Source organism: Peribacillus sp. NPDC097224 (assembly GCF_044761985.1).
Taxonomy (GTDB): Bacteria; Bacillota; Bacilli; order Bacillales; family DSM-1321; genus Peribacillus.
Map to the genome: position 1 here is coordinate 52246 of NZ_JBIWDK010000007.1, position 25443 is coordinate 77688.

The following is a 25443-nucleotide window of genomic DNA, read 5'->3' on the forward strand; positions in this document are numbered from 1 at the left end:
AAGGATAAAAATCCTATACAAGTAATAATGAACCATGTATCATGTGTCTTGAATGAAAATATGAACGTATAGGAAGTGCAAACAATGGGGAAAAGCATCTGGTTAGAAGATGTAGAAATAGAGAAGTTAGCACCATTAACAGATGAAATGGTCAAAATGGCAGAAAAACAGCTGAAAGTAAAATTACCGAAAGCTTATATAACGCTCCTTAAAGAACAGAACGGTGGCTATATTGAATGCAATGCCTATCCAACTGATGTTCCGACATCATGGGCGGATGACCATGTGAACGTGGACTATATTAACGGAATTGCCGAAGAAGACGGCATCCTGGATAGCGAATATTTAATCGAAGAATGGGACTTGCCGAAAAACCTTGTCCTTATCTCCGGCGATGGACATACATGGACGGCCCTCGATTACAGAAAGACGAAAGATAACCCGCCTGTTATATTCGTTGATGTGGAAGATGAGAAGATCATTAAATTAGCTCCCGACTTCGAAACGTTCTTAAGCGGATTAACCGTGTGGGAAGACGAAGACGAGTGACAGCCACACCAGCTGAAACGAAAAACAAAGCCTCACTACATGCGACATGTAGTGAGGCTTTTACGTTTATAGTTATTAACATCATCCTCATCCCTATTAAACCTTAATGGCCACCCTTTTAGTAAATTGCCGAATGATACAAAGGATTATTCCTACTATCACCAACACCACGAAGACCGATACATACAAAGGCATCGTGAAGGTGTAGTTATACATCCCAATTGCGAGTCCGGCATGCATGAGAACGTCTTCTATATAAAGAACTAAGCCCCCCAATGCAATACTGCCAAGGCCGGCAATGGTTTCAAACCGGTAGAAGGCCGCCCCGATGAGCCATCCTACTATATAAGTGGTGAGGATATTTAATGAGAAGATCAATAGGGCTAATAGCGGGTCACTGTGAAGTTCTACAATCGGTGTTAAAATAACGGATTGGATCATATCACTAATGAGGTTTCCGCCATCATCTATATGCTCCGACTTATACCCTTGAAAAACGATCGGTAAATCAGCAAGCTTGATGATAAACGAAATCACCTGAGTAATGATTGCTGACATTAAGGGAATGATGATCGACAAGGTGACGGAAGCGATAGTGGCACCATAAAAGAAATCTTTCCTTGTGATTCCATGGCCTACATAGTGTTTGATGAAACTAGATGAGGAGATAATCCCGATGACAAGCATAAATATATTGGAAGTAATGGAAGACGAGGCGAAAAATGTACTTACTTCATCCTCGCTAAACTGAGAAGTGGTTATTTTAATTCCATGGATAAGCAACATGACGCCAAAGAAGCTGAGTGTCCAAACAAACTGCATCCAAAACATATCCCTCGTTACTTGTAAGTAAGGCTTTTGATTCATTTCAGACATCCTCTCCAGTCAAGTGAATGAATAAATCTTGAAGCGAAACGGGTCCAAGTTCGAGTCCCCTTTGCTGCGCCTCTTTTCGTTTGGTTTCACTGAGTTCCCCGAAAACCATTACAGACTTGGTGCCGCCCAATTGCTGTACACTTAACTGCTTCAATTCAAGGCCCCGCACAAAATCATCTACCTCTTCAGTTTCTCCGGTGATCGAAGCGCCCTTCGTGATGAACGATTCATACTCTTCCTGAAGTAACAGCTTTCCTTCATGCAGAATCAATACTTCATCAAACAAATAATCCATTTCCGAAACTAAATGAGTGGAAAGGATGATAATCCTCGGATGGTGAGCTTGATCCTCTAACACTTCCCGGTAAAATATTTCACGTGTCGGCGCATCCATCCCTTGATAGGCTTCATCGAAAATGGTGATAGGTGCCCTGCTAGCCAATCCAGTCACGACATCAAAGGCGGATTGCATCCCTTTTGAGAATTTCTTCAAAGGTTTATTTGCCGGTAAATTGAATTTCCTGAGGAGACTCTCCGCATAGTCACGATCAAAATTGGCTCGATACCTTTCGACGTCCTTGAGAAGGTTTTTGGCGTTTTCGGATTCTTCCTTATAATCCTTACTGTAAATGAAATTAACCAAAGACATGACCTTTGCATTCTCAAAAGGCTCTTCACCATTGATTGTAAGCATACCTTCCGTTTGAGAGCGGAATGAGGAGAGAATGGACAATAAGGACGTTTTTCCTGCCCCGTTTCTTCCGAGAAGACCGTAAATCTTCGGTCCAGAAAGCTTGAAATCAATATGCTGCAGGGCATGGTGCTCCCCGTAGCGTAAACCAAGATTATTCACAATAACCTCTACCGTCAATGCAACCCACGTCCTTTCACCTGTCTAATGAACTCCACTATTTCACGTTCACTGATGCCTAGATTATCTGCTTCCTGGACCAATCCGATGACATACTGATCGACGAACGCCTCTCTCCGTTTTTGAACAAGCTTGCTTTTAGCACCTTCCGCTACAAACATGCCAATCCCCCTTTTTTTATAAAGAATCCCTTCTTCCACCAACTGATTAACCCCTTTGGACACCGTAGCATGATTGATTTTATAAAAGCTGACGAGTTGGTTCGTGGAAGGAGCCTGGTCGCCTTCCTTTAACTGATCATTCACAATCTGATCCTCGATTTTCTCGCGTATCTGTAAATAAATCGGTTTATCCTGATGGAACGGTTTCATTTCCCTCACCACTTTTCAGAATCACCATAATAAAACTTATATGGTTATATACTTATGTGTATAACCATAAAGGGTTAACCAATATTTGTCAATAATTAAGTGGAGGGAGCTCCATGTCTGCAAATTTCATGAAATTGTCATTTTCAAAGAGACCGGACCTAAAAGTTCTAATGAACTTCACAAAATGACAAGAAAATCAGTAAAAATGAACGAATCTTCATTGAGAAAATGTAAAAATTATGCCTTTGTGGGTCTGTTTTGTAAAGGGTAAGTTCATTTAACTGGAATATGAATCAAAAAGAACAAGTTTTTATAGGTGTAAAATATTAGGTTTATTTTACAAAAAATACATAAAATAGGATAATGGTCTCGGTGGTGTTGGGCAAAATACATACTAGATAGTCAACAAGATTGGACACTGAACCGGATTCAGGGGTTAGTCACTATAGAGCATATAGGGTGATGGAAGAAGAGTAAAAATCTACTTTAGAAAGCGTAGGGAATCATTACATAAGGGCATCTAACAGGAATACACCTGATCCTATGTCCAGTAAATCTTGTTATAGAAAAAATTATTAGATGGGGGCAGATGAAGTGGTTATACGAAAAAGGTACCTAATAAACCAGAAAACAGAAGCAATGGTAGGGGAATACCACGTAAACGGAGAAGAAATGACTAGAGTAATAGAAGGAAAAGAGATGTTTCTGGTGAAAGAAAGTCCTCTGAACATCTTAAATAATACATTCATCTATTTAGGCTAAAATCTGGAGGGCGCCCTTAAAGGGGCCAAGTCTGTTCTTGGAGAAAAATACCGGCTACCAGTCTGCATTAACGCCGAACTTGGGATGGTCTGGTTCTCATCCAACTCTTTCAGGAAAACCGGAGGCATCTGGTTTTCCTATATACACATACGTGACTTAATACCAATTAGTAAAAAAGAGACCATGGTCCTTACAAATTATGGTCACCGTATATCCGTACCAATGAGTCTCAATCAAATCGATTTCAAGAAAAATCAATCTGCCTTCCTGCATACAACCTTAGCTGCACGCACGCAAAGAATAAAGACCTTTTTATTTGAACCGGAAAGTGGCTTTACCTTATGTAAGGATCCTGGTGATATTAATTACAGAGTGAAGGAAAAGGAGGAGAAATAAGATGGAGAGCAGCTGACCTTGGGTTGGCTGTTTTTTGGTATGAATTGTATGATATCATATAAAATTTGACTAGCTCCTGACCTTAAAATTTTTAATCAATTAAATATTTAGAGGTCACAAATTAGAATATCCATAGCCTCTTAAGTGATAACTTACTTGATTATTCTTTTACTACCTTCAAAAGCTTCATCAATAAATAAAATTTTCAAGTTGATACGAACTGTTATTACCAATTCTCGACATGGGGATTTCAGCAGGTGTCGTTTATTTTCTATTTATTGATAAGTACTCCTTTTATGAATTAAGTCAAGTGAAAATGTGATAAAATTGAGTAAGATTAGATTTTTTTACAAAATATAGATTTACACTAAAATAGAGTGAATTATTTAGAATCTGGAGGCAGGATTATGGAACAAAATAAATTTTTTCCTAAGATTCCAAATGATATCCAAGTGAGAGAATATCAACAAGAAGCAATCCGAAGTTGGTTTAAGAATAAATGCCAAGGTTTACTAGAAATGGCTACTGGAACTGGGAAGACAATAACCGCCTTAACGGCAGCTACAAAACTCGCAGAGGTAACTAATCGATTAGGGATTATAATTGTATGTCCCTATACACATTTAGTTGATCAATGGGTAGAAGATATTAAACGGTTTAATATCTCACCTATTGTTGCATATCACTCTAGAAAAATATGGGAAGAAGATTTATTTAGAGAGGTTAATGGCTTTCAGTTAGGTTTTATAAATCATTTTTGTGTTATTACGACGGTTACTACATTTACCTCAGAGGCAATGCAAGATATATTTAGTACCTTAAATTCAGAGGTTCTATTTATTGCGGATGAGGCTCACCATTTAGGTGCAACAAACAATCGAGAATTTTTACTTCCTTCATTTCCTTATCGCTTAGCATTATCTGCAACTCCTAATAGATGGCACGACGAAGATGGGACAGATCAACTTATTAGATATTTTGGAAATTCTATCGTTTATCAATATGGGTTAGATAAAGCTATAGGAACATTTCTAACAGAATATTATTATTACCCCCATATTGTGTATTTAGATCAGGATGAAAGTGAATATTATTATGAGATTACAAAGAAAATTTCAAAAATGGCTCATCAGACAGAGGATTTAAAGAAAAAGGAAACATTACATTCACTTCTCATTGAGCGCTCTAGAATTTTAAGTAGAGCTCGCAATAAATTAGTATTGCTTAAAGAACTAATGGAAGATCGGAAAGATACAAAATTTAATATTTTCTATTGTGGTGATAGTACGTTAGATGGAGAAAAACAAATTGATTCTGTGGTAAAGCTCCTGGGGAATGATTTAGATATGAAAGTGCATACTTTTACATCTAGGGAGGATAAAGAACAAAGAAAACAACTTCTTAATATGTTCGAAAAAGGAGATCTTCAAGGGTTAGTTGCTATCAGATGTCTAGATGAAGGGGTAGATGTACCGGCTACCCAGACTGCCTATATTTTATCGAGTAGTACGAATCCTAGAGAATTTATACAAAGAAGGGGTAGGGTATTAAGGAAGCATAAATCAAAAAAATATTCACACATACATGACTTTATTGTGGTACCAAGAAAATTAGATGATATAGATAAAGTCGGGCCATCAGTATTTAATATAGAAAGAAATCTGATTAAAAGGGAACTTCTTAGATTTTCAGAGTTTGCCAATTTAGCAATTAATGGACCCATAGCACATGAGGAATTAAATAAACTTAAGCAAGATTATAATTTATTAAATATATAAAGGAGTGAATTTTAGTGAGTATAGAAAGAGAAGAAGTGCAGAATATACTAGCTGCACTACCAGAAGAGTATGTTTTTATTCTTAAAGATATTTTAGAAGCCGAAAAGGAGATATTACATCGTAAGAATCTACAAGGTACAAATATTACTGGTGTGATAATGGATATTGTTAAGGAACGGGTGAAATAAATGTTAATTGAAGAAATTGAATTAAAGAACTTCAGGCAGTATCTTGATACTCAAACTATTATATTTTCAAAGTCTCCAACAAGAAACGTAACAGTTATCCATGGAGAAAATGGATCGGGTAAGACAGCTTTATTAAATGCTTTTAGCTGGTGCTTTTATGGAAAGATAGATTTGCCAAATGAAAAAAATATTATTAATGAACATGCTATTAAAAGTGCAGATCCGAGAGAAGAGGTAGAGGGCTCCGTAACCATTAAATTTAGTGACCATGAAAAATTGTATATATTGAGTCGTAAAATTACTGCTCGAATAGGTAATGGTGGAGAGATTACTTATACAGAACCTGAACTCCAATTAGATTATAAAAATAACGGTAATTTAGAAAATATTTCAAATCCTACAAATGAGATAAATAGAATTCTACCTGAAAACTTAAGAAGCTATTTCTTCTTTGACGGAGAAAGAATTGATAATTTATCAAAGGATAATAGTACTAATGAAGTTAAGGATGCAATTAAAAATATTATGGGTTTAGAAATACTGGAACGTGCTGTAAAACATACTAAAGATGCAAGCACAAAATTCAGATCTGAATTGAAAAATTACGGGGATCCTCAGACTGTTCATTTGATTGAAGAAATAGAAGAATTAGAACTTAAGAAAAGGGATTTAGAAGATAGAAAAAAACTGTTATTTAGCAATTTAGATGCAACAAAAAAACAAGTAAAAGAAATAGAAAATAAGTTGAAATTAATAGAAGGATCTCAAAAATTGCAAGAGGAGAAAGAAAAGAAAGATATAGAATTTGAAAATATTCAAACCGAATTGAATAAGCTAACAAAGGAAATCACAGAATTTGTTAGTAGGAGTGGTTATATAGCATTTAGTTATACGCCTATTAATAAATCTGAAAGTATAATTAATGAAAAAGAATTTGAAAGTGGAGGATTACCTGGGATACGTTCTTCTGTATTAATTGATGAATTAGTTGAACGCGGAGAATGTATGTGCGGAACAGAAATAAAAGAAAATTCTTCCTCTTATGCACACTTAATGAGAGTGAAAGAGACATTACCACCGCAAAGTTTGGATAGTGCAATTGTAAACTTTAGATCAAATATAAAGACTATTAAAAGTGAACGATCGCGGTTTTATGTGCTTTTGAAGGAAATGAAACAAAAAGAGATAAGTTTACAAGGCGTTAAGCGTAGAATTAATGAAGAAATCCTAGAGATTAAGTCAAAACTAAATGAAAAAGATTCGGAAGAAATTTCTGACTTATTAATAAAATTAGAAAAACTTGAGATAAACCATAGTTCAATAGAAAGGGATATTGGCGGAGTTGAAATTAAATTGGGTCAGGTAACAACACAACTTCACGAAAAAGAAAAAGAACAGAAAAAAATAAATTCTATAGCTGATAAAGCTCAACTAGCACAGAAGAGGATTGATGCTTGTCAGGTACTGGTACAGTCAATGGATAGTATTTATCAAATCCGTGAAAAACTGGTTAGAATACAATTACAAGAAAAAATTTCTGATGTATATAAGCAATTTCTAAGAAAAGGCTATCATATAAGACTATCAGAACAATATGCATTAAACGTTTTTAATCAAGATGACAACAAGGTAGGGATGTCTCAAGGTGAGAGACAAATTACTAGTCTTTCTTTTATAGGAGCTATTGTAGATCTTGCTAGAGATCAATTTAACAAAGAAATTAAAAACTCATTTGAAGAAGGAGGTATTTATCCTCTTGTAATGGATTCACCCTTTGGTGCGCTAGATTCAGATCATAGAGAAAGAATTGCTAAGGGAATTCATAAATTGTCGGATCAAGTGATTGTAATTGTCTCAACTTCACAATGGCGAGGAGAAGTTGAAGGACAAATGAAAGAATTTATTGGTAAGGAATATCACTTAAAATATAATGATCCAAGAATAAATAAGCATGAGCCATTTGAATATACTAAAGCAATTGAGGTGGATTAAGATTGTATAGAAGATTAAGAAGACCAAAAGATCAAGAAGAGTATTATATAAAATTAACTGATCAAGAAGAATTTGGAATATTCACTACGTACAAAGATGTCTTTATGGCAGCTGGAATCTTAGGATTCATGGAAAAAAAGAAAAGAGAATTCACTGCGTCATTAGAAGGTTTAAATTGGAATGTTTTCAATCTTGAAACCGATGAGACTGTAATTAATGCTATTGCAGTCAGTGAGACAAACGATCCTAAGCTTATTAATACTGACGAAGAAACTTTCGATAAAAAAGTTCAAATATTTGAGGAATATGCAGCAGGAGGAATAGAGATTTTATATAAAAGGGTTATGGAAGATCCAAAAAAGGCATTGAATCTTTATATAGATTATATTATGTCAATGGAATCAGAAACAACAGCACAAGAAAGAAATTTGAGGGATATTGCTGACTTATTAACATTTTAAATTAAAGGCGGTATATCCGCCTTTTTTATTATTAGAAGTACTTTTTGAGAGCCTTTTCAATAATTTTGGAACGACTTAATCCTTCTATTTCCGAAGTATTTGTTAATTGAGTTAATAAACTTTGATTAATAAAAATACTAAGTTCTAGCTGCTCATTATTATTTGAGGCATGTTTTTGAACATTCCAATTATGAATGAGCTCCTTTAATGTGTTAATTTCTTCTGTATTGAAAATAAGCTTTTCATTTTTAATTAATCTATACTTTTTATTTGGTGTTTCAATAGGTATGTTTAAATATGAATGTGGTTCTTTATTATCAGCATTAAGAGAATTATTAAATGATTCTTGGGAATAAATAAAATCATGTTTATCAAGTTCGTTTAATAAACTTTTAATATTTATTTCTCTTTTTTTAAGTTCTTCGATGGTAGTGGTTCCTTCAAGAAGTTCAGCTGCAACATTTTTTAATAAGTCAATCTGATTTTGTTTAGTCCAAATATTCAATAGATGATTATAATGATAATTTTCCTTTTTAAGAGTAAAACGCAATGCACTTGGTTGTGTTTTAAAGATTACAGCAACATCCTTCATTGATTTACCGCTATTTATTAGTTCAATGATTTTAGGGATATTTTCAAAAACATCCTCCTTTTCCCACTTTTTATTTTTTGAGTTATAATTATAATTATAGTTGTTTAATAATTTCTCTAGAGTTGAAACAAACCTTATCCTATTTTTAGAGCCCCTAACGTACTTACCTGATAAATCATAAATAGTAAGTCCCGTGTCTAATAAATGTATTAATTCTTCAAAGAGTTCTTTTTCCTCAAGTTTAGACCAATAATTCATAAAATCATAATAATAATATTGATTAGCTATTAATAAGTTTTTTAAGTCGGATACTGTCATATTATTTTGTTTACTAATAAAATCAATTGAAATACCCTCGTTGATTGAATTACATATTTTTTCTAAATCCAAATTTTCATACTGCTCATTTTTATTAGTACCAGGAATGCCTTTTTCTTGGGTATTAACAGAAGCACTGTCAGAGAAAAAAACTTGGTTTTGTTCTAGAAAGTTCTTTTTTTTATCAGTTAGTGAAGAATCGTAATTTTGTAACTCCCATAAACCTGTTACTTTATCACAAAAGTAATTAGATTCCTCTAAAATTTCAACAATCTTTTCAGAAGGATAACCATATTGGGATGATATTGTTTCAATTGCTTTTCCGCCATTTAACAAGTCAGCAATTTCTGAAGAGGGGTGTTTATAATCATCTTTCTTTTTTTCTATATATCCATTAATTATATTTAGAATATCCATATTTTTATAGACCTCCTTTTATCTAGAATGGTATTTTATGTTATTGTATCAATTTTTTGAAGACTTTTATACCTTAAACTAAGACTCTGTTATGAGGAAGGGGAAAAGATAAGCATAAAAAAACAATTGTAGGGAACCCTACAATTGTTTAAATACATTTAGCTCTTCTTCCATAATAGAGCTAGACAGGGAAAAGCGAATAGTAGATCTAACTTCGTCGATGGTTAACCCTATTGCAGATAATACGTGAGATGGTTTAGTTGAGCTGCATGCAGATCCTGTAGATACAGCCATTAGTGGAGCTAACTTCTTCACTAATAATTCGTTATTTATTCCTTTGAATTGAACACTTATGACACCAGGTATTTTATTTTTTGAATCGTTATTAAAATGAATTTGTTCTTGGAATTTTTCTGAAAGGATACCAACTAATTTTTTTTCCAAATTAATAAGCTTCGTATAATTGCTTGTTAATGAGTTGTAGGCTATTTCTGCTGCTTTGCCTATTCCTACAATATTGTGAACAGCTAAAGTACCACTTCGAAGACCCTGCTCTTGTCCACCCCCATGTAATAAGGGTGTGATTTTGGTCAATATATCATACTGATCTTTTTTTATATAAACTGCACCGATTCCTTTTGGTCCATGGAATTTATGTCCAGAACATGATAAAAAAGTGATACCTGGATAGTCAGTTAAATTAATGTCTATCTTTCCAGTCACCTGTGTTGCATCTGTGTGTAAAAAAATTTTCTTTTCTTCACATAATTGAGAGATTGAAAGAAGATCATTTAATGAGCCTAGTTCATTATTCCCCCAAATAACCGAAACGAGTATTGTGGACGTTTTAATCTCTTTCCTAAGTTCTTCTAATGAAATTCTTCCATACTGATCAACTTCTAGGTATGTAACTTCATACCCCTTTTTTTCTAGGTATTTACATGTTTCTAATACTGATGGATGTTCTACTGCTGTAGTAATAATATGATTACCTTTATCGGAATAATAATCAGCTACTCCTTTAATAATCATATTATTACTTTCAGTTGAACCACTAGTAAAGATCACTTCTGAATCAGAACACCCCAGTAAAGAGGCAAGAGATTGCCGAGCCTCTTTGACAGATGTTTTTGCGTTTTCAGCTACGGAATAATATTTACTAGAAGGGTTACCGAACTCTTCCATTAAATAGGGAAGCATCGCATCTTTTACTTCTGGATGGAGCTTGGTTGTTGCACTATTATCCAAATAAAGCATACTTATCACCTAGTTTTCCATTTTTAATAGATTAATTAAAAGCTTCTCATAATTACCGGCGTGTTTATATTCGCTATCTAGAATTTTTATGCCTCTTTCTAAATGAGCATTAAACAGTTCAGGAAAGTACTCTTCATCTGGAATATTTCTTTTTGCGTGCTGTTTTATTAAGGCTTTAAATAAGTAATCATTCTCCCCAGTTAATGCATTGCGGTGAATATCTACACCCGATTTATTTTCCACTGCATTAGGAAGACAGGGGTCTTTTAGAGAAAGCATTATTGCTATACGGGCCAATACATTCCAGGTTAATCCTGTACTAGCTTGTAAGTCTATTAATGTATCTCCAGTATATTTGGAAGTCTTTAATCGGAAGTTCATACACTTTCTCCAATCTTTTTAAAAGAAAAATAATGATCAATGATTTTGGTCTTTTTATATTCAACATTAAATTCCAGCATATATTCTTTGGAAACGAAAGGTTTCAATATTTCATAATGCTCTGTATCAATTTCACTATCCGTTGACAGGATAATAGCTTGTTGTCCACAATTAGGAATGAAATACTGTAGAACAGCAGTTTTATGGGTCTTGTCTAAACGACCAAGTAATGTATCAAAGATAAATGGAACCTTTCTTCCAGAGCTCTTGAAAATGGCCCAGATTAATGATATTAGAAGGATTTGTTTCTCTCCGGCCGATAGTGTCGTTTTTTCAATCGAATCCTTATTAGAATCTAATAGAATAATGTCGTAGGTGTTTTCATCAATATGGATAGATGAAATATAGTTCTGTTTTCTTAATATTTTTCTTAACATTGTGGTGGCTGCAATTTGTACTTCTTGCAGTTTTTTCTTTAATTGTATTTGCCTAAAACGTTTACTTAAAGTAATGATTTTTTGTGATTCTAAGAAAGAACTTTGTGTCTTTTCATTATCTTTAAGTTGAGAATGGATTTTTTGTAAAGCATTAGATGTAGATTCATAAGAACGATTTAACTCTACTAACTTTTCTTCGGATTCTGTGACCTTTGTATCTAATTCAAAAATAACTTTTTGTAATTTCTCCATTTTTTCTATCATTTCACTAAACTCGTTTGTAGTGTCATTAATTTTTAGTGCTGATCTCAGCTCATATAAAGATTTTAATTTAACTTTATTATCTTCAATAATGTTTAAAATATCCTGTTTATTATAATGACTTATCTTGGTGTACATACTTTCTATCAAGCTACTCTCAGAAAATGAAGCATCATGTATCAGGATTAAATTTTCCTCTGGTTGAACTATATTTAGTATTTTTTTCTTGAGTATTTCCTGATTATTTTCGGGGCTTGAGATAGAATTTAGAATGTCAGTTAGAGCCTCAACTGATAGCTTTGAATCCAATTGAGCATGAAGGTGAAGAGATTCTTCGTCAGCTAACTGTTTTCTTGTTTCACCTAGTAAATTTGCACCTAATACAAAGGGAAGAAGTGAGGATACAAACTCTTTAATTTGTTCTCCATTTTGTTTTCTCTCTTGTTCCAAAGTGTGAATTTGATTTAAGATGCGTTCTCTTTCTGCTTTAACCAACCCACCATTAGTATCAAAAAGTTGTTTTTCATTATTATAGCTATCTTGGTATTCTTGTCTCTTCACTTTATATTCGTTAAGCTGAGTAGTTAAATCATTTATATTCTTCTTAATCATTTTTTCTGTGTTATTTAATTCGTATAAATCTTTTTCAATCGATTCCATTTTTTTGAGGTCAATATTTTGATTGGAATAGGATTCTAAATCAAGTTCTAATACTTCGAATAAATCCAAATTGAATACGACTTTTGACAGATTTCTTAGATAATCAGACAAAAGGTCTTCATTCACGATTCTTGAGATATCTTCTCCGTCAAATAAACATAAATCTAATAACTGTGGAGGCATGACTTCTTTTAACTTGGCGTGAAAAAGCTCTTTATCATAAGTGGATAAATGCTTTCCATTAGCTATGATTTCGAATGTTTCTTTTAAACTTTCATTTTTAAAATTCCAGTGCCTATAAAGGATGTAATCAGTTTTTTCGTAACCATCCACTAATGTAAACTCCAGCTTTATACGAAAGTTATTTTCATTTATTTTCTTTGCCTCATTGTTAAGAATGTTTTTAACTCTTTTATAATAATCGTTACTCTCCGTTTTAAACCCAAAAGAGTATGCCCCAAAAAGCCCAAGTTTAATGGCATTTAAAAGAGTCGTCTTGCCTGCACCATTTTCCCCACCAATCAAGATGACATTTTTATCATGTTGGGTGCGGAAATCGAATGTATTGCTTCCCCTATATGCGCCTATATTAGTTAATTGAATTTCATTTATTCTCATGTGTTGCTCCTTTATTTCTCTATAAGATGTAAGTAGTCTTGTTTTAGTGCTTTGCTTATATCGTCCATTAACCCACGTCTTACTCTTAAACCGGAATATTCTTTTTCAATAGCAACAAGCTTTTTGACAACATTTATATCAACTTTATATTGGTCGCATAATAGTTCAAGGTCAGATACTTGTTCTTTATCAAATAGCGGTCGATCATCTAACTCCCATTCAATTTCGTTACCGATAATCTTTTTGTGCATTTCTGGAATTGGATCATCCCACTCGCCATTATCAAACCAAATTTTTCGAATTGCCTTTAATTCATCGATGCTTATCAACTCATAGTAAGGATCATCAGGATGAGTTAATTGGCTTTGTACTGTAAGAAGATTTTTTAGTATTTCTTTTCTTGTTTGTATAGTAAATGGTCCAAGCCCAAGTTGTGCGTATTTTTCAACGATTTGTCCGTCGAGTAATTCTTCTTCATAGGTCACTAAAATTTTATGGTCGCTTGCTTCGCTAAGATCTATATTATGTTCTGAAATATATTCTTTAAGATTTTCTTTTTTTACATGATTGTATTCGTTTAAAGGGACAAGTTGTTTTGCTCTACTTGATTTTTTAGGGATTAAGACATGAGGTACACCTTCAATGTCTTCAATTTTTACTTCATTATAATAGATTTGACCATTCATTCTATACTTCATCCTACGCGTACGATCATCTCTAATTGTAGTTAGCCAGTTTCTAAATTCAAGTAGAGGTTTCATCCAGTCATGACCGCTTTGAATAAATCCAGTTAATGCTTTATCTTCATTTACTACTGTACAAACCCAGCAGCCAAAACGGCTATTTCCACATGATCCAGCATTTTCTTTAATCGTTTTATCTATGATAAGCGGGCATTCTCCACTATTTGAATCTTGATATAGTCTATGAAGTTCGTGATTATCATCTCCCCAAGGGCATGGATGGTTAAGTAAGTAATCCCAAACGTCATCTAGAGAAAAACTTCTAATTGGTGCATAGACATAAGCGTTTGAAAGAGTAGAATGACGCATAAATAACTTTCCATCAACTGTATGGGACCGTATAACATTCCCCCTAGTAACACTTTCATCTTCCCTGACGCCTAATACCATGATTACTTCTCCAAATGATGATACTTTATCCATGATAAACTGATTAGCAGGATCGATTTTTAAACGGTCCGTACACCATCTGAATTGCTGGTTAGGAGTTGGATAGCCCTTACCTATAATATTGACCCAGAAGGACTGTTTAATGATGGGCTTTACTTTATGTGTTTCAATAGGTAAGTCGCGTGAGAGTGCTTCATCTTGTATACGTCTCAAAGTTTGATTAATAGAATTAATGATTAATGGTGTTTCAACTAGTGTATCGGAAGAAATGACATATACCTTTTTATGCAACTCTTCTTTATTTAGCTCGCTTAATGCTTCGAAAATAAGTTGTACCACTACGGTAGAATCTTTTCCTCCACTATAACCGACTACCCAGGGACGGTTGTCCATTTTGTAGGCTAGTTTAATTTGTTTTTTTGCATCTTCAACAATTGGCATTTCTTTTGAAAATAAACTACTAATAATTCCTTCTGCCATTAAACTTTCACTCCTTTAAAAAATTTATTTTCTAATGCTTGCTCTTGCTCTGTTAGAGGAATATCAATTAATTGTTTTATTTTATTAGCGGTTAACTGTATGGTTGAGCTGTTTTTTTGAATTCTGCCATTTTGATTAAAGGCTCGTCCTAACCAGTCATTTGTATTAACCCGTGTCCAATCAATTTTTGAAAGTCTCTTAATATATTGTGGCCAATTATTTTCATGATATTTACGAAGATAACGACCTACAAGACCCACAGCTTCTATAAATACACCATGTCCTACAATATAATTAGCTCTAAGTTCACGTGTAGTTAATTCTTTATTTAAGACCATGTTCCATTCTATTATTGATTCACATAATGTACTCCAAAACTTAACCAAGAAATCTTCATCTTCCTGGTTAATATTTTCTCCTTTACTTTTTCCAAGTAGGCGCAAGTTCGTATTAAAAATGTGATTTAGCGCAAGAATTTTAGGTGAGTTTTGTGACAGAGAAACTCTCTCTTTATCTGTGTATCTAGTTAATAATGGGACACTAGTAATGATATCTTTTGTAATCATAGCCAATCGGTCTCGATGATCGTATAAAATGCCAATAGAAGATGTAGTATTTACTGCATGTCGATTTAAATCGGAAAACATCTGCTGAGATTTTTTTAATCCTTCATCATGAAAAAAAACGACTGAAATTGTTTCATTAGCGATTTCGGGTGAAAGTTTTAAAGCTTCTTCTATAGCTGCACGTCTATGCTGTCCATCATTAATTAAGAATCTAGATTCTAAAGAGATCTTTAATTGTCCAAGATCATTAAATCCAACTTCATTTTTAAAAGGGATAAAAGCAATATCCCCATCGATAGAGGCTGTAATGGAAGAGAACACATAATCTTTGGGGTTCTCAACAATGTAATTTGTGATATCTGGAATCCTAGCCTTATTTAAGATACGTTGTGAGCGATGTTCTGGTGGAATTTCTTCTTCATCAAAAAGAAAAATTTTTGGGATTATTCTAAGAGGGCACATCACAACGTAATATTCTTTATCACCTTGTTTCCCTCGAATAGCAGGGAAATTATAACTGAATATGGCGTCCATAAACAAACCTCCTAATTACGTACGTAATAATTAATTAAAGTATAAACGGAATAGTAGTAAATTACAATAATCTACTACGAACCTTTATTCGTTTTCGTTAAATATTTGGATCGAATTGGAAGGAATTGGGTGACCTTACTTATTAATTACCTATATGTTAAAATGTATCGTAAATGATTAATACTATCGGAGTTGAAAAAATGAATCTACAAGAAGGTTATTTCCTAAGTTTCTTAGAAAATATAAACCCTGTAGCAGCTTACAATGCAAAAAAAATGGATGAATTAATATTTGAAGATCCTAGCAGTGCTATTGTGAAAGCAAGACTATTTGCAGAAGAAATTTTAAATCAAGTTTTTAAAATAGATAACATTCAAGCACCCTATCTTTCTTCGTTACATGAGAAGATTAACTACCTATCCAAGGAAGGATATATAAAAAGGGAAATTCAACAATCTTTTGATGTTATTCGTCTTTCAGGAAATAAAGCAGCGCATGATGGTAAGTTTAACGATATAACTGAGGCATTCAAATTACACAAAGAAATGTACAAAATTGCGGTTTGGTTTGCTGAAGTCTATTCTTCGGATCATTTGAAATTTCCGGTTTATGACATACCGAAACCCCGAGATAATATTGAGGACATTGTACAGAAAAAGATATTAGAACTTTTAGGCATGGGTACAATTAAGCCAGCTCAAGAAAATATTGAGCCTTTGACAGCCACAGATATATTAAAGGAAAAAGAGAAGACTAATTCTATTACGTTGACTAAAGACTTAGGACCGGGACAAAGTTATTTATTAAGGGAGTTAATTCGATTAAAGGACTCATCCCAGGAAGCTGTTGAAAATGCTAGTCAATTTAGCGAATTTAAGGATTATTTGCACGTTACCCGTAAGATTCAAGAGGATTTAGAGAATATTCTTGAGGAAAATCACAGGAGAGAAAAGGGAAATCTCATTTTACTATGCGGAAGTGTAGGAGATGGAAAATCTCATTTACTGGCTTATTTAAAAGAGAAAAAGCCGGAAATCATTAATGAATATATCATTTTAAATGATGCGACTGAAAGTTTCTCACCAAATAAGAATGCTATGGAAACACTGGAAGAAGTATTGAAGAATTTCTCTGATGAAAAAATCGAGAAAACTACGGAGAAAATTATTTTAGCTATAAATATGGGGGTTTTGCATAATTTTATTAATATGCAGCACAAAGAATTCTCTTATAACAAGTTAAGATCATTTGTTAATGGTAGTGATCTATTTACTCAAAATATAACAAGTCATTTCAGTGACCAAACTTTTGATTTACTTAGTTTTGCAGATTATCACTCGTTTGAACTGACTGAATCAGGACCTTTATCTTCTTTCTACTCTACTTTATTAGAACGAATCTTTTTACCATCTCAGAATAATCCGTTTTATTTAGCTCAAATGGAAGACGAAAAGAATAATATTGATACCATGGTTCATGAAAACTACCGATTCATGCAAAGTCCAGCAGTTCAATTTCAGGTTGTACAAATAATAATCAAAACAATTATTAAACAAAAATTAGTTATTTCTGCGCGTGCCTTTCTAAACTTCATTGCAGATATCTTAATACCAGATGAAAATTTAAACATCAATTTATTAACTCAAATACAATTACTTGAGTTTTCAGTACCTAATTTAATGTTTAATAGGGCAGAGAGATCGTCTATTTTAGAAGCGGTAAGCCAGTTAGATCCAATCCATAATCGATCGAAGCATATCGATCAACTTGTAGTTGAATTAAATACGCTTAATGATTGGTCAAAAATCATCAATGAATATATTGAGGATGATACTTCAAAAGCCTGGCTTAAACCGTTCGATAAAAATAGTTTAACTGACCAAACGGCTAATTTGTTTTTTGAAGCATTTATTCGAATAACATTTTTAACTAATAAAAAATTCTCTTTAAAAGTAGAAGAAAGTAGTTACAAAAAATACCTAGAGCATCTATTCTACTTTAATATAGGAAGTAAAAAGAAAATCAAACATTTTTATGATGAAGTTAAAACCATAATTTTCAAATGGAAAGGCAGCCCAGAAAAAGATTATATCTTCTTAAATAGACCTAATAAAAACTATCGTTTAGCCCAAAAAATGAATTTAAAACCAACCATTGAACACCTTGAAGAGAATAAAAAAGATATTTTAGAAGCGTTTAAATCGTCTATCTTATTGGCTTATGAAGGAATAAATGATCAGAAAATCTTTTTAGATATTGATTATCCCCTTTTTCAATTGTTAACAAAAGTGTACGAAGGGTACCGTCCAAATAAAAAAGATGAAGAAGACGCAATTAAGTTTGTAGAAATAGTGGAAAAGCTTATGAGTCTCGGAGACAAGAAGAAGGAAATGCTTGTATATTTCCCTAGTGATAATAGATCTTATAAGATTAAGCGTGATGATTTTGGTGCTATTGTATTTGAAAGGGAGTAATAATGAATGGTTCAAACCTTGGATCGAGATCACTTGAGAAATCTATTAATAGAACAGAAAGTAAAAAAACATGTTACTGGGAAGGTCCTCGACATTCTCCCGTTCTTAACAAAGAGAACGAAAGCAATAAAAGATGGATTTAACAGTGTATTGGGAGAGTATATACGAAATATTTCAGAGATTAATGTAAAAGATCTTAAAAATAAAAAAGGCAATGAGTTTTACATGGTATCAGAAGAAGATGATATTAGTCAGTTAATTGCCAATGAAGTAGAATTCGATTCGGAGGATGATGAATTCGATTTTATAAGGTTTTTAAATCAATACTTGTTCAATCAAGATAAAATTCAGCCAGTTCATCCTTTTTTATTTAATTATATTAAATTAAATAAAGATCTTCAAAATGAATTTGGAAAATACGCCAAATTCATGAGTGAGGTGTTGGTCGCTGATCACCCAGCGATTAAGTCAATCTTTACTAACAAAGATTCAGAGGATATATTAACAGAGCTTATTTTAAGTAAGTTAGATACATTAGAGTATGAGAAAGATAAACAGCAGGATAAGGTGAAAAAGAAGAATCAGTATCAGCAACTCCTGCCTTCAATGGCTAAATTATATCAAGAGGATATGATCTATTTAAGTAAATATAAGGACTACTTTTTAACCTCATTCCCTCAGTTAACTCATTTTTATGCTTTCATGTATGCTTGTCAATTGATCTTTAAGTTTGAACAATTTACTGAAGCTGACTTTGAATCAACACAACCGCTTTACTTTGCATTGGAATGGGAGTCGATCAGCAAAAGACGAAAAGCAGCCGATGATCTAGATGGGTTTAAGTACATTAAAGGAAAATCCAATCATCTATTTCCGCATATCAATACTATTTCACAATTAAGTTACAACTCATTTACGAACTCTTTTGATGAGGAAATTGAAAGTCTTCCTTTTATTCCTTACAGTGAACTAATTAAGCTGATTTATGGTCAAGGGGAAGAATATCAAAAAGATTTTTTGATAGAATTAAATCAGTGGATTAATGATTATGCTAATTGGTTTGAAATAGAAGTTCCGGATCCTTCTATAGATATTCCAGATGCATTTAAAGTATTATTTGATTGTATTAAAGAAGGAACAAGTTCTGAAGTAGCTAAAAAATACGGAGAAAACATTGAGGACTTAGGCGCCCCATTTCTAAAAAGTAGAGGAAGCTTAGGCCAGGTTTATAATATTAAACATGATTTCCTTTTGCTGCTAACAGCAGTTTCTGTAAAGGACCAGAGGATGCCACTAAATGAACTCTTTACAGAGTTTGAAAAAAGAGGCGTAGCCTTTGATAGATATTCTAGAAAAGAAATCATAACGTTATTTGATAATCATAATATTCTCGACAAAAAAAGTGATAGTGGTGATGCTCAGTATGTCAAACCAATTTTATTATAAAATTGCTTCTTTATTAACTGATTTTTATAAGAATTCCAAGGTGAAAGCAGGAGAACGTTTTTACCTACAATTAGATAAGCACACTGATGTTTTAAACCTTGTTCAAGCTTTAGAGAGCTCTAATGAAGCTTCTCCGTTTACTTATAAGCATGAATTGGGTGTCGAGTATAAGACATTTAGCCTTTCCTTTGAATCAGTTAAGTTAGTTGTAGCCTATACATCAGAGTTTGTCACACCTGATTTTCTAGTGAAAATCAGAAACTTGGTGGGAGAACAAAGGGGTGAATGGAACAATACTGCATTACTAAGTATTGTTTCTGAACAACTCGACTCTATTCAAGGAGGTAGCAGTGATTTACAAAAGCAAGGTATGCCGCTACATTCTGCTTCTCTGTTCGCCAGTCTTAAAAAGGATATTGAAAATAAGGATATGGATAAGGTTGATAAAATAATTTTGTTAGATAACTTAGACAATCTCATTCAGGAACAATCTTATCAGCAAGTAACTTTTTTTGAATTCGAAGACATTTTTAATACGTTAAAAAAAGGGAAGATTGACGATGAAGAATATTATAGATTTTCTTTATTTAAAGATCCCGATTTATACACTTATACCGGAAAAGAGCAAAAGGAAAGAATAAAAGAAAATCGGGAATTATTTAATTATGTCAAGAGGATTCATGATTATGGATTAGATCAAGACGAATTAGAAAAGAAGTTTTCTCCTGTAGGAGCAAAAGAACTGATTGGAGAAGAGTGGAAGGAAACTTTGTATCAAAAAGTCCACAAATACCGTCAGGATTATATTAATAATAATAAGAAGAAAAAGGTTGATTTAGATAAAGTAGAAGTTACAGGTGAACTTATATATTGGGATAAGCCATTTAAAGAAACGGCTGCAGGTCAAAGAAAAAGGCTTTTGATTATTTTTAATCCTGATGGCAAAGAAGAAGTAGAACTGCAATGTAGTTTTAATATGAGTGCAAATGTTAAGAGTCTCTTGTCAGACTTTCTTAAAATCCCTAACTCTTTCGTAAATCAGTTAAAGGTTGATATTAAAAAGACAAAAATAACTGCTAAGATTAATACGGAAGAAAAGAAACCGATATTCGCTAGATTTTCATATAAACATGACAATAAAGCTTCTTTGGGAGCAGAGTTCTATATAGCTGTGTTACCAATTTCTCCAATCTATTTGGATCCTTATAAGTCAAAGTATTCTATTGATCCAGGAAGTGGATTAATTGAGCTTCAGTATGAAGAGGAAACATTAAAGTTTGGTGACGGATTAATTGGAAAGACAGTTGAAATCAGTCAAGAAAATCAGTTGGTAACAGTTTCAGAAGATGAAAAATTAACGGTGGCTCCTTTGTCAGAAGCATTCAATGATAATGATGAACTTATAGTTAATATTAAGTTCGACGAAGTTACCATACCTTTTCGATTAAGGAATGAATTGCCGGAGTCATTGCCTATTACTGGACAGCGTATTTGGAAACTTATAAGAGAAACGGGAAAAGATATTCAGTGGAATGATAACAATCGCTTAATTCTAGGAAATCGTGAATTTTACACTCACTCAGAATACCGTGAGTTTTTCGAATGGGAAAAAAAGTGGGTTGAAAATGGTTTTAAATCAGCCATACATGAGTCAGGCCAAATATTACCAAGAAATTTAAATATAAGTGAAGATTTGAGAGAAGCATATAGTCGTTTTATAACCTACTTTAATATTAGCGGCTCTATCCCTAGCCTCTCATCTCTTACTGATGAGCTCAAAGAGCGGTCGCTGACATATATAAAGGAATATCAAAAGGAAATTAAGATCTTTAAGGATGGAGTCCCAGCTGGTACTAAAGGAATGGACTTATTAAAACTAGGCACTATTCATGGGAAAGAAATGGTCTACTTTACTCCTTTTCACCCTCTCATGGTTGCATTTAAATTAAAGACGTATGAACTTCTCCATTCTGAAGAAGTAGATAATAGTATTTTAAATCGATTGACGCCAGAATCTCTGATCCCTTTTTTATATGATGAAAATGAGTCTCTGTTTAAACCAGATCATCAACAGGCAGCAAAGGAATGGATGATATTTAAACCGGTGAGTAAGGTCTCAGTCACAGATGCTAATCAATACTTGGCAAAAGTAGTAAGTGATAAGATTTCACAATTCAAGGAGCACTTTTCTTACTTATTCATACAGAGATCACAAGCTCCTCTGCATATTAATGTAATTAATATAGCTAATGACCATGAGGTAATCCGTGGAATTTTGCAATGGATTCTTAAAGAGATAACGGGTAAGGGGGCAGACAATCTTATGCCCGTGGAGGTTACTCTTTATAAGGAAGGTAACACAGAAAGTTCATTTGATTTGTATGCACAGACTGAAACTGTAGAACAGTTTGAAAATCTGTTTGACCTTAAACTAAAATCTAAGGATTTGGACGCTGAAGATACCTTGCGAATTATAAGGGAAAAGCTTTTCTTTTATAAGCAAACTCTTGAGTCAGAGTTAAGGTATGCTCATATTTCTTTTTATAAAATGCATGCACAAGAACATCATGCGGTACAGCCAATTGGGGAAATGGTTTCTGGGATAGCGCTAGAAGGTTTATATTCCAGTGTCCCTTCTATGAAGGATGAGGAGACCTATAAAACAGGATTCGGAACAAAGGGATATCGTATAAAAGAAGAAAATATACTTACGAGTACAGCCTATTACGTAAATGAATTAGCAGCTAACATGAGAAATGGCGGTAATGATAGTTATAGAAAAGGAGAAGCAATTCTATCCAGAACCACAACAGCCGATGAACGAACATTAGAAAAAATATTTGAATCATCTTATTGGGTTACATTTGTAGATCCTTCAGTTGATCTAGAATTTTTCAATAACTATAATCGAAACTTAGTTGTGATTCACTATAGCGACCAGTATTCTTCTTCTAGCCGTTACGATGCCATTACTGTTACTGACAAGTCTCAACAGTACTTCGCTGTAATAAGGGAATTCCTTGAACACAAGGAGGTAAAAGGAACGAAAGAAAATGTCCATAATACAATCAAGGCCTTCAACACATTTAATGGTGAATGGCTATTACGTATCATTGGAAGCAAGGGACATTATGACAGAGAGAAGTTAAGTATTATATCAGCTATTAAATACTCAGTATCATATTTTGATCATCCTGATATCTTATGGGTACCTATTTCTTTGGAAGAGATTTTACGCGTAGCTGGAGCAGTAAGTTTAAATAAGTCAGATGGAGTATTTACCGCGAAAAACCTCCAAGTTACGGGAAGTAAAAGTGATGATTTATTGTTAATAGGGTTAGAAAGATCGGAGAAGGAGCTTTGTCTTCACTTTTATCCAGTAGAAGTGAAAATTGGGTATAACAAAAGTAATGTCCTAGATAAAGCAAGAAGCCAAGTCATCAATACAAAGAGAGTATTTAATGATACTTTGATGGGAGAAATGGGTCAAACATTTACAGGGAAGTTTTATCGTAATTTCTTTGCCCAATTGTTTATATCGAATGCAAAAAAATTAGAACAGAGTGAGTTCTGGAAAAGTAAAAATTATTCTTTATCTGATGAGATTATTGAGAAACTGTTAAATGAAGAGTACACAGTTTCCAATGATTTAACGAAGTTTATTGGAGAAGGAGCTATATTATCTTTCCAAAAAGATTCTTTCCATCGTAGCGCACACTTAGAAGAGGGAGTATTACTTTTAAATCTAACAGAAAAAGATGGATATGAAGGGTTAGTAGCTCCGATTGAAGATATGAGAATGTGGATACAAGAAAGATCTAGTGATTTTGTAAAAGAAGATTTGCTTTCCTATCAATTTCAAAAGGATGGTAAAGAAGAAATAACTTCTTCACGTGTAATTCCTCAAACTACTGCTGATCAAACAGGTGAGGATGAACTGTATAGGCCAACTTTGCCCATTAAAGATAATCTCCCAGAGGGTAATACCAGTGAAGTTAAGCCGGAACAAGATTTAACAGATACTAGAGAAAAAGAAGCCTCTGAATACACAGATTTAAAGGGAATAAATGATCAGGAGCAAACAAAGAAACCTACTTTGTTAGAAGATGTAAGGATCAAAATAGGAAGAGCTGAAAATTCAAACAGAGAAATTTTTTGGGAGTATGGCAATAAAGGTTTAGCTAATAGGCATTTATTAATTTCGGGGAAATCGGGACAAGGTAAAACCTATTTCATGCAGTGTCTATTATTAGAGAAGGCTAAATTAGGAATACCAAGTATCGTTATAGATTATACGGAAGGCTTTTTGCCCAATCAGCTAGAGCCAGAGTTTGTTGAGTATTTAGGTGATAAACTCAAACAAAAAATTGTATATAGTGATAAGCTCCCTATTAATCCTTTCCAAAGAAATGTACGAGATATCGGAGGAATACAATTACCTGAATCTAATACGGATGTCGCAGAACGTATTAAAAGTGTATTTTCTGCAGTGTATAAATCCCTTGGAATACAACAACAAAATGCAATTTATGAGGCTGTATTAAAAGGACTGGAACGTTATGATACTAAATTGAGCTTGAGTCACTTAAAAGGACTACTCGAAGAAGAGGGAACTAATTACGCTAAGACTGCGCTATCACAAATTCGGCCTCTAATTGACCGAGATCCTTTTAGTGTAGAGGATGTAATTAATTGGAGTGACATAATTGAAAGTGATGGCGAAGTATATATTATTCAGCTTACTGCGTTTCCTAGAGATGTACAGCTAATTATTACTGAGTTTATCCTTTGGGACTTGTGGAATTACTCTGTGAGGTTTGGTAATAAGAATAAACCAATGCCTGTAATTATGGATGAAGCACAAAATCTTGATCATACTGAAAAATCTCCTTCTGCAAGAATTTTAACAGAAGGAAGAAAGTTTGGTTGGTCTGCATGGTATGCTACTCAATTCTTAAAATCCCAACTAGATACGGATGAATTAGCCAGACTACAAAACTCTGCACAAAAGGTCTATTTTGCACCACCTGAACAAGAGCTTTCTAATATAGCTGGTAGTCTTTCAAAAGATGCTCAAGAGAAGAAGTTTTGGGAGAATAAATTAAGTTCATTGAAAAAAGGACAATGTATTGTTCACGGCCCTGTTAAACAAGATCGTGATTTATCCACACCTACAACTACAGTAGTAGACATTATTCCATTGTCGGAAAGAATATAAAAAATCATCCCATCTGCTTAAGGTGGGATGATTTTTTTTAGAGGATTGTAATTCTATAATCCTCAATTGAAGTTTTTTCTTCTAGTTCTTTTTTTAGGATTCTTAAACCCTTTTCAATGAAGGCAATCATATGCTTGTGAAGATTTTCATCATCCAATGAAGTTTTTACTTCATTAATAATAAGATGTTTAAATAAAAGAAATTCTTTATCCTTAATAATATTATCTGGGATTGTCCATTTATTTTTTCCACCGCTATATTCTTCTGTTATCATACTATCAGATTTGGATATTCCTTTCGCTAGAGCAATTTTAACTGCAAAAGGTCTTTCAACTTCTAAGGAATCCATTATTTGATCCAATATTATTTTTCCTTCTTCAGATAACGACATTCTACGATTTGACATT

General features: G+C 33.4%; 18 protein-coding genes and 1 pseudogene. 9 read left to right on the forward strand and 10 right to left on the reverse strand.

The annotated features are described in order from the left end of the window. The first annotated feature begins 84 nt into the window (after window positions 1-84). The gene (locus ACIQXR_RS14205) at window positions 85-549 is read left to right on the forward strand and encodes an SMI1/KNR4 family protein (RefSeq protein ID WP_402873336.1); all 465 of its coding nucleotides are present in this window, start codon (window positions 85-87) and stop codon (window positions 547-549) included. A gap of 96 nt (window positions 550-645) precedes the next feature. On the opposite strand, the gene ACIQXR_RS14210 is transcribed toward ACIQXR_RS14205, so the two are convergent. Genes ACIQXR_RS14210 through ACIQXR_RS14220 form a run of 3 tightly spaced genes read right to left on the reverse strand, consistent with a single transcriptional unit; the run spans window position 646 to window position 2667 of the window. Then, the gene (locus tag ACIQXR_RS14210; RefSeq protein WP_403080216.1) at window positions 646-1416 is read right to left on the reverse strand and encodes a hypothetical protein; all 771 of its coding nucleotides are present in this window, start codon (window positions 1414-1416) and stop codon (window positions 646-648) included. Window position 1417: 1 nt separating this feature from the next. Next, window positions 1418-2296, reverse strand: a complete 879-nt coding sequence (locus ACIQXR_RS14215; RefSeq protein WP_402873342.1) for an ATP-binding cassette domain-containing protein — start codon at window positions 2294-2296, stop codon at window positions 1418-1420. Beyond that, window positions 2293-2667, reverse strand: a complete 375-nt coding sequence (locus tag ACIQXR_RS14220) for a GntR family transcriptional regulator (protein ID WP_402873345.1) — start codon at window positions 2665-2667, stop codon at window positions 2293-2295. Before ACIQXR_RS14220 ends, ACIQXR_RS14215 begins: the two co-directional genes overlap by 4 nt. 594 nt (window positions 2668-3261) lie before the next feature. Here ACIQXR_RS14220 and ACIQXR_RS14225 point away from each other — a divergent pair. From ACIQXR_RS14225 to ACIQXR_RS14245, 5 genes and pseudogenes are all read left to right on the forward strand, one after another. Continuing rightward, window positions 3262-3825: pseudogene (locus tag ACIQXR_RS14225) on the forward strand (competence protein ComK). Between the two features lie 407 nt (window positions 3826-4232). Next, window positions 4233-5603: a DEAD/DEAH box helicase family protein gene (locus ACIQXR_RS14230; protein ID WP_402873348.1), complete on the forward strand. Its 1371-nt coding sequence runs from the start codon at window positions 4233-4235 to the stop codon at window positions 5601-5603. Between the two features lie 14 nt (window positions 5604-5617). Beyond that, window positions 5618-5791 carry a hypothetical protein gene (locus ACIQXR_RS14235; protein ID WP_402873352.1) on the forward strand — a complete coding sequence of 58 codons (174 nt, stop codon included), beginning with the start codon at window positions 5618-5620 and terminating at the stop codon, window positions 5789-5791. Then, a complete protein-coding gene (locus ACIQXR_RS14240) occupies window positions 5792-7783 on the forward strand; it encodes an AAA family ATPase (protein ID WP_402873355.1) in 1992 nt (663 codons plus the stop codon). It abuts the gene before it with no gap. 2 nt (window positions 7784-7785) lie between these two features. After that, window positions 7786-8244, forward strand: a complete 459-nt coding sequence (locus ACIQXR_RS14245; protein WP_402873358.1) for a DNA phosphorothioation-associated protein 4 — start codon at window positions 7786-7788, stop codon at window positions 8242-8244. A 31-nt stretch (window positions 8245-8275) separates the two neighbouring features. On the opposite strand, the gene ACIQXR_RS14250 is transcribed toward ACIQXR_RS14245, so the two are convergent. From ACIQXR_RS14250 to dndB, 6 genes are all read right to left on the reverse strand, one after another. Then, complete coding sequence (locus ACIQXR_RS14250) at window positions 8276-9571, reverse strand: hypothetical protein (protein ID WP_402873361.1); 1296 nt, start codon at window positions 9569-9571, stop codon at window positions 8276-8278. A 138-nt stretch (window positions 9572-9709) separates the two neighbouring features. Further along, window positions 9710-10828: a cysteine desulfurase family protein gene (locus ACIQXR_RS14255; RefSeq protein WP_402873364.1), complete on the reverse strand. Its 1119-nt coding sequence runs from the start codon at window positions 10826-10828 to the stop codon at window positions 9710-9712. A gap of 9 nt (window positions 10829-10837) precedes the next feature. Further along, window positions 10838-11209: a DNA sulfur modification protein DndE gene (dndE, locus tag ACIQXR_RS14260; RefSeq protein ID WP_402873367.1), complete on the reverse strand. Its 372-nt coding sequence runs from the start codon at window positions 11207-11209 to the stop codon at window positions 10838-10840. Further along, entirely contained in the window at window positions 11206-13185 is a 1980-nt protein-coding gene (gene dndD / locus ACIQXR_RS14265) for a DNA sulfur modification protein DndD (RefSeq protein ID WP_402873370.1), read from the reverse strand. Before dndD ends, dndE begins: the two co-directional genes overlap by 4 nt. Before the next feature lie 11 nt (window positions 13186-13196). Continuing rightward, entirely contained in the window at window positions 13197-14798 is a 1602-nt protein-coding gene (gene dndC, locus ACIQXR_RS14270) for a DNA phosphorothioation system sulfurtransferase DndC (protein ID WP_402873373.1), read from the reverse strand. Then, on the reverse strand, window positions 14798-15898 hold the full coding sequence (gene dndB / locus ACIQXR_RS14275) for a DNA sulfur modification protein DndB (RefSeq protein WP_402873376.1): 1101 nt from the start codon (window positions 15896-15898) through the stop codon (window positions 14798-14800). Before dndB ends, dndC begins: the two co-directional genes overlap by 1 nt. A gap of 200 nt (window positions 15899-16098) precedes the next feature. On the opposite strand from dndB, the gene dptF reads away from it, so the two are divergent. Genes dptF through dptH form a run of 3 tightly spaced genes read left to right on the forward strand, consistent with a single transcriptional unit; the run spans window position 16099 to window position 25036 of the window. Continuing rightward, complete coding sequence (dptF, locus tag ACIQXR_RS14280) at window positions 16099-18372, forward strand: DNA phosphorothioation-dependent restriction protein DptF (protein WP_402873379.1); 2274 nt, start codon at window positions 16099-16101, stop codon at window positions 18370-18372. Window positions 18373-18378: 6 nt separating this feature from the next. Further along, window positions 18379-19818, forward strand: coding sequence for a DNA phosphorothioation-dependent restriction protein DptG (dptG, locus tag ACIQXR_RS14285; protein ID WP_402873381.1), 1440 nt, complete (start codon window positions 18379-18381; stop codon window positions 19816-19818). Beyond that, window positions 19796-25036 carry a DNA phosphorothioation-dependent restriction protein DptH gene (dptH, locus tag ACIQXR_RS14290; RefSeq protein ID WP_402873384.1) on the forward strand — a complete coding sequence of 1747 codons (5241 nt, stop codon included), beginning with the start codon at window positions 19796-19798 and terminating at the stop codon, window positions 25034-25036. The genes dptG and dptH overlap by 23 nt, the downstream gene beginning before the upstream one ends. A gap of 37 nt (window positions 25037-25073) precedes the next feature. On the opposite strand, the gene ACIQXR_RS14295 is transcribed toward dptH, so the two are convergent. Next, a complete protein-coding gene (locus ACIQXR_RS14295) occupies window positions 25074-25442 on the reverse strand; it encodes a hypothetical protein (protein ID WP_403080219.1) in 369 nt (122 codons plus the stop codon). Between the last annotated feature and the right edge of the window lies 1 nt (window position 25443).

What these genes read in the sequence shown, in the direction of transcription:
- ACIQXR_RS14205 (WP_402873336.1), top strand. Translation starts at nt 85, where the DNA reads ATGGGGAAAAGCATCTGGTTAGAAGATGTAGAAATAGAGAAGTTAGCA.
- ACIQXR_RS14210 (WP_403080216.1), bottom strand. Translation starts at nt 1,416, where the DNA reads ATGAATCAAAAGCCTTACTTACAAGTAACGAGGGATATGTTTTGGATG.
- ACIQXR_RS14220 (WP_402873345.1), bottom strand. Translation starts at nt 2,667, where the DNA reads ATGAAACCGTTCCATCAGGATAAACCGATTTATTTACAGATACGCGAG.
- ACIQXR_RS14230 (WP_402873348.1), top strand. Translation starts at nt 4,233, where the DNA reads ATGGAACAAAATAAATTTTTTCCTAAGATTCCAAATGATATCCAAGTG.
- ACIQXR_RS14240 (WP_402873355.1), top strand. Translation starts at nt 5,792, where the DNA reads ATGTTAATTGAAGAAATTGAATTAAAGAACTTCAGGCAGTATCTTGAT.
- ACIQXR_RS14250 (WP_402873361.1), bottom strand. Translation starts at nt 9,571, where the DNA reads ATGGATATTCTAAATATAATTAATGGATATATAGAAAAAAAGAAAGAT.
- ACIQXR_RS14255 (WP_402873364.1), bottom strand. Translation starts at nt 10,828, where the DNA reads ATGCTTTATTTGGATAATAGTGCAACAACCAAGCTCCATCCAGAAGTA.
- dndE (WP_402873367.1), bottom strand. Translation starts at nt 11,209, where the DNA reads ATGAACTTCCGATTAAAGACTTCCAAATATACTGGAGATACATTAATA.
- dndD (WP_402873370.1), bottom strand. Translation starts at nt 13,185, where the DNA reads ATGAGAATAAATGAAATTCAATTAACTAATATAGGCGCATATAGGGGA.
- dndC (WP_402873373.1), bottom strand. Translation starts at nt 14,798, where the DNA reads ATGGCAGAAGGAATTATTAGTAGTTTATTTTCAAAAGAAATGCCAATT.
- dndB (WP_402873376.1), bottom strand. Translation starts at nt 15,898, where the DNA reads ATGGACGCCATATTCAGTTATAATTTCCCTGCTATTCGAGGGAAACAA.
- dptF (WP_402873379.1), top strand. Translation starts at nt 16,099, where the DNA reads ATGAATCTACAAGAAGGTTATTTCCTAAGTTTCTTAGAAAATATAAAC.
- dptG (WP_402873381.1), top strand. Translation starts at nt 18,379, where the DNA reads ATGGTTCAAACCTTGGATCGAGATCACTTGAGAAATCTATTAATAGAA.
- dptH (WP_402873384.1), top strand. Translation starts at nt 19,796, where the DNA reads ATGTCAAACCAATTTTATTATAAAATTGCTTCTTTATTAACTGATTTT.
- ACIQXR_RS14295 (WP_403080219.1), bottom strand. Translation starts at nt 25,442, where the DNA reads ATGTCAAATCGTAGAATGTCGTTATCTGAAGAAGGAAAAATAATATTG.